The sequence below is a fragment of the Methylobacterium sp. WL18 genome (genome assembly GCF_008040015.1).
In the GTDB taxonomy this organism is placed as follows: domain Bacteria; phylum Pseudomonadota; class Alphaproteobacteria; order Rhizobiales; family Beijerinckiaceae; genus Methylobacterium; species Methylobacterium mesophilicum.
Map to the genome: position 1 here is coordinate 1 of NZ_VRVD01000070.1, position 13784 is coordinate 13784.

Annotated in this window: 11 protein-coding genes; 3 read left to right on the plus strand and 8 right to left on the minus strand. The window is 69.9% G+C overall.

Annotation, left to right across the window (positions count from 1 at the left end):
* The coding region (locus FV228_RS08710) for an FAD-dependent oxidoreductase (RefSeq protein WP_246693869.1) at positions 1–1116 on the minus strand (1116 nt) is incomplete at its 3' end.
* Between the two features lie 264 nt (positions 1117–1380).
* On the opposite strand from FV228_RS08710, the gene FV228_RS08715 reads away from it, so the two are divergent.
* Positions 1381–2085, plus strand: coding sequence for a sulfate transporter family protein (locus tag FV228_RS08715; protein ID WP_147854250.1), 705 nt, complete (start codon positions 1381–1383; stop codon positions 2083–2085).
* Positions 2086–2176: 91 nt separating this feature from the next.
* Positions 2177–3463 (plus strand): efflux RND transporter periplasmic adaptor subunit, encoded by a 1287-nt coding sequence (locus FV228_RS08720; RefSeq protein ID WP_147854261.1) that lies wholly within the window; start codon positions 2177–2179, stop codon positions 3461–3463.
* 187 nt (positions 3464–3650) lie between these two features.
* Here the strand turns inward: FV228_RS08720 and FV228_RS08725 are convergent, their stop codons facing one another.
* On the minus strand, positions 3651–3977 hold the full coding sequence (locus tag FV228_RS08725) for a plastocyanin/azurin family copper-binding protein (protein WP_238260382.1): 327 nt from the start codon (positions 3975–3977) through the stop codon (positions 3651–3653).
* A 310-nt stretch (positions 3978–4287) separates the two neighbouring features.
* Between FV228_RS08725 and FV228_RS08730 the strand changes: the two genes are divergently transcribed.
* Positions 4288–7119, plus strand: a complete 2832-nt coding sequence (locus FV228_RS08730) for an EAL domain-containing protein (RefSeq protein ID WP_246693868.1) — start codon at positions 4288–4290, stop codon at positions 7117–7119.
* Between the two features lie 226 nt (positions 7120–7345).
* Here the strand turns inward: FV228_RS08730 and FV228_RS08735 are convergent, their stop codons facing one another.
* From FV228_RS08735 to rpiA, 6 genes are all read right to left on the minus strand, one after another.
* Positions 7346–8728 (minus strand): 3-deoxy-7-phosphoheptulonate synthase class II, encoded by a 1383-nt coding sequence (locus FV228_RS08735; RefSeq protein ID WP_147854253.1) that lies wholly within the window; start codon positions 8726–8728, stop codon positions 7346–7348.
* Between the two features lie 448 nt (positions 8729–9176).
* Entirely contained in the window at positions 9177–9497 is a 321-nt protein-coding gene (locus FV228_RS08740) for an RNA polymerase sigma factor region1.1 domain-containing protein (protein WP_147854254.1), read from the minus strand.
* 54 nt (positions 9498–9551) lie between these two features.
* A complete protein-coding gene (gor, locus tag FV228_RS08745; protein ID WP_147854255.1) occupies positions 9552–10934 on the minus strand; it encodes a glutathione-disulfide reductase in 1383 nt (460 codons plus the stop codon).
* Entirely contained in the window at positions 10931–12217 is a 1287-nt protein-coding gene (locus tag FV228_RS08750) for an O-antigen ligase family protein (RefSeq protein ID WP_147854256.1), read from the minus strand. The genes gor and FV228_RS08750 overlap by 4 nt, the downstream gene beginning before the upstream one ends.
* Positions 12218–12559: 342 nt before the next feature.
* On the minus strand, positions 12560–13123 hold the full coding sequence (locus tag FV228_RS08760) for a DUF2059 domain-containing protein (RefSeq protein WP_147854258.1): 564 nt from the start codon (positions 13121–13123) through the stop codon (positions 12560–12562).
* Positions 13124–13154: 31 nt separating this feature from the next.
* On the minus strand, positions 13155–13784 hold a 630-nt coding region (gene rpiA / locus FV228_RS08765), incomplete at its 5' end, for a ribose-5-phosphate isomerase RpiA (RefSeq protein WP_147854259.1).

The following is a 13784-nucleotide window of genomic DNA, read 5'->3' on the forward strand; positions in this document are numbered from 1 at the left end:
CGCCCGGGCCGGCGCGTGGCCGGGGGGCACCACCGCCCAGGAGCCGCGGGACCAGGGATCGTGCCGCCATGCGCTCACCGCCGGGATGGTCAGGTCGCGCAGCCGCGCCCGGCCGAACTGCTCGGCGAGCACCGCCCGGACATGGCGGCGCACCCCGTCGGGGCCCGAGCCGGCCGCATCGAGCGCCTCCGCCTCATGCACGTCGAGTTCGTAGTAATGGAACGGCGTGTCGTCGATCCGGGTGAGCAGGCCGGCCGGCGACGGTCGCGTGCCGTGGATCGCCGCCAACCGGTCCCGGCCCCGGAACGGGCTCGACGGCCAGTGCAGCACCGCGTGCTCGTAGATCCCGGTCGAGAAGCCGTCGATCGCCGCCCGGACCGCGTTCGGCAGCGGCGGCGAGAAGGCCGGGCCGTCGCGCAACACCATGACCGGCACCGTCACGATCACAGCCCGGGCCCGGTACGTGGTTCCATCGCCCGTCTCCACGCGCACCTGCCGGTCCGACCAGTCGATGCGCGTAACGGGGCTCGCGAGCGCGATCGGCAGGTCGTTGGCGAGCCGTGCGAGGTAGCTGCCGTAGCCCCCGGCCAGAAAAAAGTTCTCGCTGTATTCGAGGCTCGGGAAATCCTGCAGCGAGACCTCGTCGAGCGCTCGGCCCGAGACCAGCCCGTGGACCTGCGCCACCCGGGAGCCCCAGGGGCCGAGCCCCGGCGGAAGCGCGGTCTCGGCCGGACGGTCTGGCCCCGGCTCGGCGGCGCCCTGGGTCATGGCCCGGTCGGCCCGGTCGAAGGCCCTGGCGTTGGCCCGGATCTCGTCGGGGCGACCCCGGCGGCGGTCGACCCAGACGTGGCTCTCCTGGGGAGCCAGCTTCAGGCGCTCTCCGCGCGTCCGGCCCAACGCGACCAGCGGGTTGATCGGCCCGGCATGGAGCCAGTGGGCCCCGAGGTCGAGGGCGTGGCCGCGAATCGAAACCGTGAAGGCCCGGCCGCCGATCCGGTCGCGGGCCTCCAGAGCGGCGACACGCACGCCCCGCTCCACCAGAGTCCGCGCGGCCCCGATGCCGGCGGCGCCGGCACCGATCACCAGCACCTCCGGATCCGCGGGCAGCGGCGCCAGGCGCGGCCGGTAATCCGGTGCCCGCGGCGGGTCCGCGGAGCGAACCTCAGCATGCGATGAAGTCGAGGCCTTCACCCTGGAATCCTGCACGCGCGCTCCTGTCCGCTCGCTCCGGTGCGGCCGTGCCTGGCCTTGCGCCGGTCGTCACACCGCTTCACAACGCTGCCGCGCCGCTTCCGGCGCCGCGTCCCCGAGGTCTCGCGCTCCTTCGCGCCGAACCGGTGTCTCATCGGCGGCGAGCGCTCAAGCCGGAAACCCCGCCCGATGATCGTCGAGTCCGCCGCGGCGGCTTTGCGCCAGACCTTCTCCCCGCCCCTGCGGGCGATCCTGTGGAAATCCCTGAGCCTGACACTCGGGCTCCTGGTCCTGCTCTGGTTCGGCCTGACCCGCCTCGTCCAGGCGTTCCAGGCGAGCCACCACATCTCCGCCCAGTACCCGATCCTCGACAACCTCGCCTACTACCTCGCGGGGTTCGGCCTGTTCGTGGTTCTGGCCTACCTCATGCCGGCGATATCGATCCTGGTGGCCGGGTTCTTCCTCGACGATGCCGCCGCGATCGTCGAGCGCACGGACTTCCCGAACGATCCCCCGGGCCGGCCGATGCCGCTCGGCACCGCGCTCTTCTATGCGGTGCGCTTCGCGGGTGTGACGCTGCTCGTCAACCTGGCGGCCCTGGTGATCTTCTTCGTGCCGGTCATCGGGATCGCGGCGTTCTTCGCTGCCAACGCCTACCTGCTGGCGCGGGAATATTTCGAGATGGCGGCGGCCCGGTTCCGGCCGCTCCCGGAGGCGGCCGAGATGCGCAAGACCTTCGCATTCCGGACGCTCGGCGCCGGCTGCCTGATGTCGGCCCTGATGGTTGTGCCGATCCTCAATCTGCTGACGCCGCTGTTCGGCATCGCCCTGATGGTCCACCTGCACAAGCGGCTCAGCCGGCGCCTGCGCCTGGAAGGGCCGGTCGCGCGATAGTCGAGATGCGGCGAAGCCTCGCTCTATTCGTCGCGGTCTTCGGCCGCTACCGTGACAAGAGTAGGCGGTATTCGCGGCGGAGAGCCGAATGATGAAGGCTCAAGACGCGGTGCAGACGGGCACCAAGGACATCCCGCCGCCGCCCGGCAAGGGCCCGTTCGTCCTCGTGGGTCTCACCGCTCTCGGATTACTGGGTTACGGCGCCTACAACCACTGGCAGCGGGACGTCGAGGCGACCGCGACCCTGGAGCGGATCAAGACCCTGGTGCCCCAAGTGCGCACCGTCGTGGCAGAGCGCGCGAACGGGCCCCTCGACCTGATGCTGCCGGGCGAGACACAGGCCTTCACGACCGCCGCGATCGCGGCCCGTGCCACCGGCTACATCGCCGAACGGCGGGTGGATATCGGCTCCCGGGTCAAGGCCGGCGACCTGCTCCTGCGCATCGCGGCGCCGGACCTCGACCAGCAGCTCGCGCAGGCCGAGGCTCAAGTCGGCCAGCTGAAGGCGCAGCTGCTACAGGCTCAGGCGCAGGTCGAGCAGGCCCGGGCCAACGTCAACCTCGCCAACCTCACCAACAACCGCACCTCGACCCTGGCCGTCCAGGGCTGGGCCTCGCGCCAGAACGCCGACACGTCGCAGGCAGGCGTGCTCTCGCAGGCCGCGACCCTGGCGGCCGCCGAGGCGGGCGTGAAGGTCGCCACCGCCAACATCACGTCGCAGGAAGCCGTGGTCGACCGCCTGAAGGCGCTTACGGCGTTCGAGCGGGTTGTCGCGCCGTTCGACGGCGTGGTCACGACCCGCAACGTCGATGTGGGCGATCTGGTCAGAGCCGACAACGGCGGCACGCCGCTCCTCAGCATGGACCAGGACAGCGTCCTGCGCATCACCGTGAACGTGCCGCAGAACGATGCCGTGGGCGTCAAGCCGGGCGTACAGGCCGAGATCAGCGTCCCGCAGATCCCGGGTCGCCGGTTCGGCGGCTTCGTCGAGCGCAGCTCGGTGGCGTTGAACGCCGCCTCGCGGACCCTGACCACGCAGGTGGACGTGCCCAACCCCGACCGGGCGCTTCGGGCCGGGCTCTACGCCACCGTGACGCTGAAGATCCCCCGCACCGAGGAGAGCGTCTCGGTTCCGGCCGAGGCGACCGTCTTCAACCGCAACGGCTTCCAGGTCGCGGAAGTCGGCGAGGACGACCGGGTGACCTGGCGGACGATCAAGGTGCGGCGCGATCTAGGGCGGATTCTCGAACTCGAATCCGGTCTGGCGGCCGACAGCCACATCATCTTCAGCCCGCCCCCGGAGCTGCGCGACGGCCAGACGATCGAGCGCGTGAAGCCGGCACCGCAGACCAAGCCGATCCGAGCCGCGGAGCGGTGATCGGTTGAGGCCGCAGGAGAGGTCTCTCGGCGCCCTCTCCACCGACCAACCTTTTTCATCCTTGGGCTGCATCGCAGCACCCCGGGATGCGTTGGGGTGAAGAACTTTTTCGCTCGCCTCGTCGCTGCGCGCGCAATGACGGCGTGGGATCGGAGGTCGATAACCTGCCCGACCCGTCGAACCGGTATCAGTTCACCCGCACCACGAGCTTCATCTTCGGGTGGATGCCGCAGAGCACCTGAAAGGTGCCGCGCTCGGTGAAGGTGACCGGCGTGCGGCTGCCTGGTTCCTGATCCCCGGAATCGAAGCTGAACGTGTCGGATTCCACGAAGACGTGGTGCAGCAAATCGCTGTCGTCGTTGACGAACATCACCGTCTCGCCCCGGCTGAGGGCGATATTCCCCGGCTGGAACGCGCGGCCCTTCTGGGACACCAGCAATCCGGAGGCTTCCAGGTCGCCCACCAGGATCAGGCCGCAGACCAGGCCGAGGGCCAGAGCGATGGCCGCCGGCATGGCCGATTTCCAGCGGAGCGGGACGGGCATACTCGGCGCAGCGGGGGCCATGGCATTCCTCGGGCTGATCGAGGCAATCTACCTGAGACTTTATTGAGAAATCATTTTCGAAAACCCTCACGTTCCGCGGAGTTGGGCTGTTTGCGAGACCAGGAACGGGTCAAAACGATTATCCATAAGACGAACCGATAATGGCCCCGGCTAATCGGCTCTTAACATGTGGCAATTACGGTTCATGGAACCTGTCACACGGCGCGGTGCGATGCGAGACCCCGAGAGAGCGACGGATGAGCGGCCGCCTTCGGGTCTGATGCGCTTTGTGCGCGGCATCACCGGCCTTTCGGCGACGATCCGCGGTCGGATCTTCGTCGCGTTCCTGGGCATGAGCCTGCTGTCGGGGGCGCTCGGGCTCTATGCCGTGGTGGCGATCTCGCATGTCGGGGCGCTCGTCAATCGCACTTATGACGAGTCGCTGATGTCGATCAATTACGCCCGGGCGACCGCGGCGGATTTCGCAAAGATGCGCAGCGCCTTCGCGCGCCGGACTCATGTCCGCGACTCCGCCCAGGCGGCCAAGCTCGATGCCGAGATTGCCGATCTCTCGACCACGCTCGCCGAAGACTTGACCATCGCCGTCGAGCGCTCGCAATCGGACCGGTCGGTGCGCACCGCGGGCGCCGTCCAGGCAGCGGTGGCTGCCTGGGAGGAGATGCGCCGCGGCCTCGACCCGGCCACCGCCCGCCCCGAGCGCTGGGACGCGCTGGACCAGTATGCCAGCGCGGTCGACAACCAGATCGACCTGTTGGTCAACTATACGGCGGGCGACGGCTTCACCTTCCGGCAGGCCGCCCGGACGCTGGTGGCCCGGGAGATCCACGTCAACGCCATCGCGGCGGGGCTTGCGGTGTTCGCCTGCGCGCTGATCGCTTGGCTGCTCAACCGCCGGATCACCGGCCCCCTCGCCGATGCCTCGGCCGCCGCCGAGCGGATCGCCAGCGGACGCCTCGACGACCGGATCCCGGCCGGCGGCCGGGACGAACTCGGCAGCCTGCTCCGCTCGATGGCGGTGATGCGCGACAACATCCAGGCGATGATGCAGCGTGAGGTCAGCCAGCGACGGGTCGCCGAGGCCCTGGTGACGGACGCGCTGCAGACCTCCCGCGAAGGCGTGGTGGTGGTCGACGCCGTGGGGTGCATCGCGCTCGCCAATGCCCAGGCGCTTCGCTTTTTCGACGGGCTCGAGGCCGCGATCCTGGCCGGCATCTGTCCGTCGGATTCCGAGGACGGTTCCGGCACCGGCTCGCAATCCCTCGACGAGTGCTTCCGGGCGCTCGCCCGCGACGGCGACATCCGGCTGGCGGACGGGCGCTGGCTGCGGGTGAGCCGGAGCGCCACCCAGTCGGGCGGCTTCGTGGCCGTGTGCAGCGATATCAGCCTGCTCAAGGAGCAGGAGGACCGGCTGACCGAGACCAACCTGCGGCTCGACGCGGCGCTGGACAACATGTCCCAGGGCCTCTGCCTCTACGACGCGCAGCATCGCCTGATGGTGGTGAACCGGCGCTACAGCGAGATCTACGGCCTGGCTGCCGAAACGATCGTTCCGGGGATGTCGGCGCAGGACGTGATGCGGGCGAGCCTCGTGGCCGGCAACCATCCCGGCAGCGACCTCGCCGCCCTCCTCCACCAGGAGCACGAAGCGCATCGCGGCGGCACCTGGCACACGCAATTCCAAGAACTCGCCAACGGCCGCACCGTCTCGATCGACCGCCGCGAGACTGCCGACGGCGGTTTCGTGGCGACCTACGAGGACGTCACGGAGCGCCGCCGCGCCGAGGCCCGCATCGCCTTCCTGGCGCACCACGACACGGTGACGGGCCTGCCGAATCGTGAAGCGCTCGGCCAGCAGATCGAGATGGCGGTGGCGCAGGCCGGGCGCGATTCGGGCTTCGCCGTCTTCGCGATCGACCTCGACGACTTCCGCCCGGTCAACGAGACGCTCGGGCATGGGGTCGGCGACGAGCTGCTTGCGGCGGTCGGCGAGCGGCTCACCGCCTGCGTGCGCGAGATCGACTGCGTCGCCCGGCTCGGTGCGGACGAGTTCATCGTCGTCCAGCGCGGCGTCGATCGCCCGGAGGAGGCCGCGATCCTGGCCCGCCGGATCATCGAGGTGCTGAGCGCGCCCTACAGCTTGAGCAACCACGAGATCAGCGTCGGGCTGACCATCGGCATCACCCTGGCACCGAGCGACGGGGCCAGCTGCGAGAAGCTCCTGAAGAATGCCGAGGTCGCCCTCGACCGCGGCAAGACCGAGGCCCGGGGCTCGTTCCGGTTCTTCGAGCCCGAGATGGATGCCCGCCTCCAGGCCCGGCGGCTGCTGGAGCGCGACCTGCGCGACGCGCTGATCCGCGAGGCGTTCGAGGTCTATTACCAGCCGATCTACAGCCTCGACACGGACCGGATCTGCGGGTTCGAGGCGCTGCTGCGCTGGGATCACCCGACCCGCGGCTTCGTCTCGCCCGCCGAATTCATCCCGATCGCCGAGGAACTGGGCCTGATCGTCCCGCTCGGCGAATGGGTCCTGCGCCGGGCCTGCGAGGAGGCCGCCCGCTGGCCGGATGGGCTCAAGGTGGCGGTCAACGTTTCGGCGGTGCAGTTCACCTCGGCGAGCCTCGTCACCGCAGTGCGCGAGGCCCTGCGCCGGACCGGCCTGCCCGGCCGCCGCCTGGAGCTGGAGATCACCGAATCGGTGCTGGTCGCCAATCCCGGCGCGACCACCGCGATCCTGCACAGCCTGAAGGCGCTCGGCGTTCGGGTCTCGATGGACGATTTCGGCACCGGCTACTCGTCGCTGAGCTACCTGCGCAGCTTTCCGTTCGACAAGATCAAGATCGACCAGTCCTTCGTGCGCGACCTGTGCGTGAAGGACGGGACCGACTTCATCGTCCGGGCGGTGATCGGGCTGGGCTCCAGCCTCGGCATGACCACCACCGCCGAGGGCGTGGAGACCGAAGCGCAGCTCGCGCATCTGCGCGCAGAGGGCTGCGACGAGATCCAGGGCTACCTGATCAGCCGCCCGGTCCCGGTCTCCCAGGTGGGCGAGGTGATCAACCGCTGGAACGGCGCCGCCCGGGCCATTGCCTGAGGGGCCCTCCCCCCGTTCAGGCCTTCAGCTTCACAAGCAGCAGAACGAGGCGCGGGTCCCCTCTCCCGAGCGGGAGAGGGACAGGGTGAGGGGTACGACCCCTCCGGAAGAACCTGGTCCCTCACCCCAACCCTCTCCCGCACGGGAGAGGGAGTCCGTCGCGGCCTGCACGGGTCGATGCTTGAACATCGCAGCCCGCGCAGGACGAGCGATTTGGCGGAGAGCCCTACTCCGCCGCGTCGAGGCGCGGGCGCTCGATGTGGCTGCGCTCGGCCTTGACCAGCTCGGCCGTGCGGAACGCCACCTCCAGCGCCTGCTCGGCGTTGAGGCGCGGGTCGCAGTACGTGTGGTAGCGATCCTGCAGGTCGTCGGCCGTGAGCGCCCGGGCGCCGCCGGTGCACTCGGTCACGTCCTTGCCGGTCATCTCCAGATGGATGCCGCCCGCGAACGTGCCCTCGGCCCGGTGGACGCCGAAGAAGCCCTCGATCTCCTGCATCACCCGGTCGAAAGGCCGGGTCTTGTAGCGGCCCGCCGCGACGGTGTTGCCGTGCATCGGGTCGCAGATCCAGACCACCGTCCGCCCTTCCCGCTCGACCGTCCGGATCAGGCCCGGCAGGTGGTCGCCGACCTTGTCGGCGCCGAACCGGCAGATCAGGCTGAGCCGGCCGGGCTCGTTCTCTGGGTTCAACTGATCGACCAGCCGGATCAGGCCGTCCGCCTGCATGGACGGACCGCATTTCAGGCCGATCGGGTTCTTGATCCCGCGGGCATATTCGACATGGGCATGGTCCGGCTGCCGGGTGCGGTCGCCGATCCACAGCATGTGCCCGGAGGTCGCGTACCAATCGCCCGTGGTCGAGTCGATGCGGGTCAGCGCCTCCTCGTAGCCGAGCAGCAGGGCCTCGTGGCTGGTGTAGAAGTCGGTGGTCCGCACCTCCGGATGGGTCTCCGGATTGATGCCGATCGCCCGCATGAAATCGAGAGCGTCGGTCATGCGACCGGCGACATCCTGGTAGCGCGAGGATTGCGGCGAATCCTTCACGAAGCCCAGCATCCAGCGATGCGCGTTCTCCAGGTTGGCGTAGCCGCCGGTGGCGAAGGCGCGCAGCAGGTTCAGGGTCGCGGCCGATTGCCGGTAGGCCTCGACCTGACGGCGCGGATCCGGCGTGCGGGCCTCCTCCGTGAAGCCGATGCCGTTGACGATGTCGCCCCGGTAGCTCGGCAGGCTCACGCCATCGAGGGTCTCGGTGGGCGAGGAGCGCGGCTTGGCGAACTGCCCGGCGATGCGCCCGACCTTCACCACGGGCGAGCCGCCCGCGAAGGTGAGCACCATCGCCATCTGCAGGAACACCCGGAAGAAGTCGCGGATGTTGTCGGCCGAATGCTCGTCGAAGCTCTCGGCGCAGTCGCCGCCCTGGAGCAGGAAGGCCTCGCCCGCCGCGACGCGCCCGAGCGCCGTCTTCAGCTTGCGCGCCTCACCGGCGAAAACCAGCGGGGGAAAGCTCGCGATCTGGGTCTCGACCGCCTGCAGCGCCGCCGAATCCGGATAGGCGGGGACCTGCTGGATCGGCAGGTTCCGCCAGTTCTTCGGTGTCCAACGCTCGGCCATGACCTCTCTCCGCGCACGTCCTTCGTGCGATCGCGCATGACGCGCGAAGCGCGGCTTATAGAGGGGTTCCCGAACGCATGCGAGGGGCGGATTCCTGAGGGCTGGCAGGAGCCTGAAGCAGAGTTGGGGCGCGGGCGATCGGGTGATGCGCTTGCAGCGGGTGGTTCGGGCGTCCCGCGATCCAATCAGAAAATCCGAGCCCCGACGGGATTGGGGTTTCTCCGAGCCCAAAGATTTCGCTCCGTCATCCCGGGGCCGCACAGCAGAGCCCGGGAGCGAGAAACAGAGGTGGAGCAAGATCTTGCGCCGTCGGCGGTTCGAGATTCCGGGCTCGCCTGCGGCGCCACGGAATGACGGGGTGGTTTAGCCTGCGGCGTCAATGAGTGTCGAAAAGGCAACCGCCTCGTTCGCGGATGCATCAAGGCGACTGCCTACGGCCCGCGCTCGATCAGGCTTCGCCGTCCTCGACCTCGATCCCGTGCTCGGCCAGGATCCAGAAGATCGCCTCCAGATCCTCCGCGGAGACGTCCCGCGGCGGAAGCGCCTCCTCGAGGTCGTCGTAGGTCAGGCAGCGGCTGCGCTGAGTCTCGGCCTTGGCGAGCAGCCGGTCGATCGCCCGGCGGATATCGGCGGGCAGCGCGTCGTGGCTCGGTACCCGATAGCTGAAGGCCGGCCGAAGGGCGTCGGCCAGGAGGCCGTCGATGATCGCCTGACGGCGCGCGTGCGCGTCGTCCTCGCGATTGCCCTTGCCTGCGTCCTGCTTGCCCATGACCCTGATATGGCTCGGCCGCGCACCGCGTCGAGACCCCGCGACGCGGGGAACTTACCCGACGCCGACCGGATGCTTGGTCACCTCCGGCACCCGCATGGTGACGAGTTCCTCGGCGGCGGTGGGATGGACCGCGATGGTGCGGTCGAAATCGGCCTTGGTGGCGCCCATGGTGACGGCGATGCCGATGGCCTGGATCACCTCGCCGGCATCGTGGCCGAAGATGTGGACGCCCACCACCCGGTCGCTGGCGCAATCGACCAGCACCTTCATGAGGATCCGCTCCTCGCGGCCCGAGAGCGTCGCCTTCATGGGCCGGAAGCGCGCCTTGTAGACGTCGATCTTGCCGTAGATCTCCCGGGCGGCGGCCTCGGTATGGCCGACGATGCCGATCTCGGGGGTCGAGAACACCGCGGTCGGGATCAGCCGGTGATCGACGCAGGACGGCTTGCCGCCGTAGACCGTGTCGGCGAAGGCATGGCCCTCCCGGATCGCCACGGGGGTCAGGTTGGCGCGGTTGGTGACGTCGCCCACCGCGTAGATCGACGGGATTGCAGTCTGTGAATAGGCATCCACCGGGATCGCGCCGGCGGCGTCGGTCTCGATCCCGACCTTCTCCAGGCCGAGCCCGGCGACGTTCGGGCGCCGGCCGGTGGCCACCAGCACCTGATCGACCAGGATCTCGGTGCCGTCGTCGAGCTGCGCGCACAGGCCGGCATCGCGCCGGTCGATCCGGATCAGCGTACGGCCGAGCCGCAGGTCCATGCGCTGGCGATAGGCCTCGGCGAGGGCGTCGCGGACCTCGTCGTCGAAGCCGCGCAGCAGCCGGTCGCCCCGGTGGAGCAGGGTCGTTCGGCTGCCGAGCGCTGCGAAGACGCCGGCGAACTCCACCGCGATGTAGCCGCCGCCGATCACCAGGATGCGCTCGGGCAGGTCTTCCAGCTCGAACACCTCGTTCGAGGTGATTGCCAGCTCGATCCCCGGCACCGCCGGCTCCTTCACCGGATGCGCGCCGACCGCGACCAGGATCCTCTCGGCCCGCACCGTCCTGTCCGAACCGATCAGGCGGATCGTGTGCGGGTCCTCGATCACCGCGCGCTCGGGCACGATCTCGACGCCGGCGCGCAGCAGGTTGGTGTCGTAGATCCCTTCGAGCCGGGTCACCTCGGCGTCGCGGCGCCGCTTGAGGACGCTCCAGTCGAAGCGCGGGCGCTCGACCGTCCAGCCGAAGCCCGCGGCATCCTCGAACTCGTCGGCGAAGCGGCCGGCATAGACCATCAGCTTCTTGGGCACGCAGCCGCGGATCACGCAGGTGCCGCCGACCCGGTACTCCTCGGCCAGCATGACCTTGGCGCCGTAGCCGGCCGCGATCCGGGCGGCCCGGACGCCCCCGGAGCCGGCGCCGATGACGAAGAGGTCGACGTCGAAAGCGCTCATGCGGGGCCGTCCATCTCGCGTCTCGTATCCGTGCGGGACGTCGCCGCCTCACGCATCCAAGTGGCTTCGCGCATCCACGTGATGGCAGCGCCGAGCCCGGCCGTCCACCACGCCGCCCAGCCATTGTGCTCGACGAACGCGATGGCAGCCGCGCAGGCGACGAGACCCAGTGCCGCGGCGCGGTCGGGCTGCCGCATCCCGGCGATGCGGCCGAGCATCAGCATCAGGACTAGCGCGGCCAGGAGCGCACCGGGCAATCCCAGTTCGGCCCAGACCTGCAGGAAGCTGTTATGCGGGTGGCCGACTCCGAGAAGGACCCGCATCTCGGGCGCGACCGCCCCGGCCACGGGAGCCTCTGCGAAGCGCGCGCTGGTGCCGAATCCCGCCCCGCGCCACGGATCGGCCGCCACGGCCGCGCCGAAGCTGCGGGCGATGGCGACTCGGGCCCGGGAGGAGGATTGCACCAGGCGCTCATGCGCGGCCTCCGGCATGACCCGGGCGAGCAGGTCGCCCTCCACGGGGGCGAGTGCCACGGCAAGGCCGAGCCCGAGGCCGGCAAGCGCGATCCCGACCCGCATCGGCAGCAGCCGGGCCAGGCCGAACAGCCCGGCCCCGGCGAGAAGTCCCAGCTGAGCGGCGCCGCTGATCGAGCGCAGCACGCCGAAAGCCGCGAAGACGAGGCCGGCCACTGCGAGGCTCCGGGAGCGGGCGCGCCACAGCACCAGAGCGACGGGGCCGGCAAGGAGGTCCAGCGTCAGCGCCGGGCGATTGTGCACGAAGGCGGCGACCCGGCGTCCGAGCGCCCGTTCGAGGGCGAGGTCCGAAGCGAGGTCGACCGCGATGACGAGGCCTGCCAGCACAATCGCGGCCGCACCGAGGCGGGGCGCGAAGGCCGGGATCCGCCCGGGGGCGAGGCAGGTGATCAGGTAGGCGGCGGCCAGGGTCGGCAAGAATTCGCCGAGCACCTTCAGCGACGAGCCCGGGAACGGCGCCCAGGCGAAGGAGATGAGGCACCATCCCAGGAAGGCGAGCGCCGCGACGCCGAGCGGCTTGCTGAGAGGGATGAGGAGGCAGGCTCGCAGCGCGCGAGGATCTTCGACCCAGCGCCCGGCGAAGAAAGCTAACGCTGCGAGGCCGAGGACGGCCGGGCTCGACCGGTTGGCGAGCACCATCGCCAGCGGCAAGACGGCGAGCAGGGCCGCCCCCGCCGCGTAGAGGCGGTCGGTCGTCCGCGCGGAACGTGTCTGACCGTGCGTGATCGCCGGCCTGGGATTCAACGGCATCGGATGTCCAAAGCATCCCCATCCTGCGGCGGAGACGATCACACATCTCCGGTCGTGACGCTGGTCCCCTCTCCCGTACGGGAGAGGGGCCGGGTGAGGGATGCGCCCTCTCCGGAAAACCCCGATCCCTCATCCCAACCTCCTCCCGCACAGGAGAGGGGGCGCGTCCCGGCTTACGTGATTCGAGGTGTCAGCTCAGCGAGCCTCGTGGGAGCCCTCGAGTCGGCTACGTGATCCCTGGAGGGCTCCCACGAGGTCTCCGCTTCGCTCCGTCGACTCGGGATGATGGCATGGGTGGGGCAGTCGAAGCCGAAACCGACCTCACGACCACCCGCGCCCCTCTCACTGCATCTGGTGGCCGCGCTTGCCCATCTCGGCCCGCACCCGGACCATGACGTATTCGGACACTTCCTGCGTCCAGTCCTGCATCTCCTGCACCATCTCGTCGAGGAGCTGCGGCTGGGCCTCGACATAGTGCTTGCCGGCCGGCGAGCGGAAGAAGGTCGCGATCTCCTTCAGCTCGGGCTCCGGGAATTTCGCCGCGTAGGTGCGGGCGGCGATGTCGATCATGCGCTGCTTCTGCAGCTCCATCTCGGGCTGGAGGGCGGTCAGGACCTCGTCGAGATCTTTGGCGAGTTCGGGCCGCGTCACCGTCTGCTTCCGGATCTGGTCTGCGAAGGCCGGCAGGACCGAATCGAACGAGCGGGCGATGCCGGAGCTGAGCATCACCTCGCGGGCGAGGGCGAGGTGGCTCGCCGTGTAGGTCGGCGTCGCGGCGGCCGGCGTGTTCGGCTGCGCCGCCGGCTTGGCCGGGGCCGGCTTGTTCGCCTGGGCCGAAGCCGCATGCGGGAGAATCGTGGCCGCGGCGAGCGCGAGGCCGAGCGCGGCTTTGAGGCGTCGGGACATGCTGAATGTTCCTGCGAAAGGGTTTGGCGCTTCAGACCAAGCTGCCGAGAATGGTGACCTCGGCCCGGCCGTCGCGGTCCGCCGCCAGGATCGCGGCGTCGGCGATGCCGAGGAACAGGCCGTGCTCGACGACGCCCGGCACCGACCAGAGGGCGGCCCCGAGGGCGTCCGGATCCGGGATGGCGCCGAGATGGGCGTCGAGGATGTAATGGCCGCCATCGGTGAGGAGCGGCTTGCCGGCCGGATCGCGGCGTAGCCGCACCGGGCCGGTACAGCCGACCCGGGCGATAGCCGCCTCGACCGCGCGGTGCGTGGCGGTGAGGCCGAACAGGTTCACCTCGATCGGCAGCGGGAAGGCGCCGAGCCGGGCGACGTGCTTGGCCGCGTCGGCGATCACCACCATGCGGCGGCTGGCGCAGGCCACGATCTTTTCGCGCAGCAGCGCGGCGCCGCCACCCTTGATCAGGCGCAACTGGTCGTCCACCTCGTCGGCGCCGTCGATGGTCAGGTCGAGCTCGGGCTGCTCGTCCAGGGTGGCGAGGCGGATGCCGAGGGTTTCGGCCTGCACCCGCGTCGCCTCCGAGGTCGGCACGCCGACGATGTCGAGCCCGTCGCCGACGCGGCGGCCGAGCAGGGCCACGAAGGCCGCCGCGGTCGAACC

Bases quoted from the DNA above. Each gene is read 5' to 3' on its own strand.
- FV228_RS08760 (WP_147854258.1), bottom strand. From the start codon at position 13,123: ATGTCCCGACGCCTCAAAGCCGCGCTCGGCCTCGCGCTCGCCGCGGCC.
- FV228_RS08720 (WP_147854261.1), top strand. From the start codon at position 2,177: ATGAAGGCTCAAGACGCGGTGCAGACGGGCACCAAGGACATCCCGCCG.
- FV228_RS08740 (WP_147854254.1), bottom strand. From the start codon at position 9,497: ATGGGCAAGCAGGACGCAGGCAAGGGCAATCGCGAGGACGACGCGCAC.
- FV228_RS08730 (WP_246693868.1), top strand. From the start codon at position 4,288: ATGCGCTTTGTGCGCGGCATCACCGGCCTTTCGGCGACGATCCGCGGT.
- gor (WP_147854255.1), bottom strand. From the start codon at position 10,934: ATGAGCGCTTTCGACGTCGACCTCTTCGTCATCGGCGCCGGCTCCGGG.
- FV228_RS08715 (WP_147854250.1), top strand. From the start codon at position 1,381: ATGATCGTCGAGTCCGCCGCGGCGGCTTTGCGCCAGACCTTCTCCCCG.
- FV228_RS08750 (WP_147854256.1), bottom strand. From the start codon at position 12,217: ATGCCGTTGAATCCCAGGCCGGCGATCACGCACGGTCAGACACGTTCC.
- FV228_RS08725 (WP_238260382.1), bottom strand. From the start codon at position 3,977: ATGCCGGCGGCCATCGCTCTGGCCCTCGGCCTGGTCTGCGGCCTGATC.
- FV228_RS08735 (WP_147854253.1), bottom strand. From the start codon at position 8,728: ATGGCCGAGCGTTGGACACCGAAGAACTGGCGGAACCTGCCGATCCAG.